The sequence below is a fragment of the Prevotella sp. AM23-5 genome, from assembly GCF_003473645.1.
In the GTDB taxonomy this organism is placed as follows: Bacteria; Bacteroidota; Bacteroidia; order Bacteroidales; family Bacteroidaceae; genus Prevotella; species Prevotella copri_A.
Genome location: NZ_QUCG01000165.1, coordinates 357 through 1,367, shown reverse-complemented (window position 1 = coordinate 1,367; position 1,011 = coordinate 357). Strand labels below are relative to the sequence as shown.

Genomic DNA, 1,011 nt, shown 5'->3' with positions numbered 1-1,011 from the left:
ATTACATAAGAATTAACAGAGTATTGATCTAAAAAATAGTTTAAATATTATTCTAAAATAGTTATTGTTGTTGAACTAACCTTATTCTCAAAGATTGCATCTTTTCGAGAACTTGTAATATCAACAGATAGTGTATGTTCACCAATGGTCAAATCTTTTATTATGTATTTTGCATTAAACGGCAAAGTCGTTTCTGAAGATTTTACAACTGCTTTCCCATCGATTAAATAGTGTATAATAGGGTGATAATCTTTTCCATTTATTATAGTTTCTCCAGAAGCAGAGACATTGCCTCCTATTTCTAAAGTAATCTCGTCACCATTTTTGACAGATGATGGAGTTGCTACAATTTTTCCAATAACAAGAGATTTTACCTCGTCTTTTTCACAAGAAGCCAGAGCAATCACTCCGATAACACCAATGAAAACTAATGAGATTTTTAATAATAACTTCATTTTATAGTCCCTAATCCGTGTCGGGCGCAACTTCTAAATTTATTATTTGTTTATGGAAGGGATATATAAATAGTAACCTCTAACAGAATTATTTTTTTACGATTTCAATAAAAGCATTAGGAATATAAGCTGTCGCTATTGTTCCAATCTCCTCTATACAAACTCCAACCCTTTGTTGACCCTGCCACCGTGCAACTCTTCCTATCACTCCTTTGAACGCTCCTTCAGTAACCCTAACCAATTGTCCTTTTTCGAATTTTGGAACTTCAGCTAATGATACGATGGTATTATCCGCATCGGCAGCACAGATGATTTTGAGACTTTCCATCTGATAGTCGGGAACTATCAATGGAATTTTCTCTATTCTGCGCCCAATGTGGACGTGACGATAATAAAAACGGAGGAAAGGGAGGTTTACGTTGTCGTAAACAAAAGATTTGAGTTGTTCTTCGGTGCCGTAGGCGAAGAAGATGTTTGGTAAACGAGACTCGGTAACAACTTTGCGCTTACCTTTTATAAGTTTTACAACCTCGGTGGTAGGATAGAAAGCCGTGAT

The 1,011-nt window shown here is 35.4% G+C and carries 2 protein-coding genes; both read right to left on the bottom strand.

Features of this window, described 5'->3' with window-relative positions; all coding sequences use genetic code 11:
* Positions 1–47: 47 nt before the first annotated feature.
* Positions 48–455 (bottom strand): hypothetical protein, encoded by a 408-nt coding sequence (locus tag DW657_RS17320; RefSeq protein WP_029425404.1) that lies wholly within the window; start codon positions 453–455, stop codon positions 48–50.
* An 88-nt stretch (positions 456–543) separates the two neighbouring features.
* Positions 544–1,011, bottom strand: a 468-nt coding sequence (locus DW657_RS18525) for a UpxY family transcription antiterminator (protein ID WP_233547216.1), incomplete at its 5' end; no start/stop codon positions are given.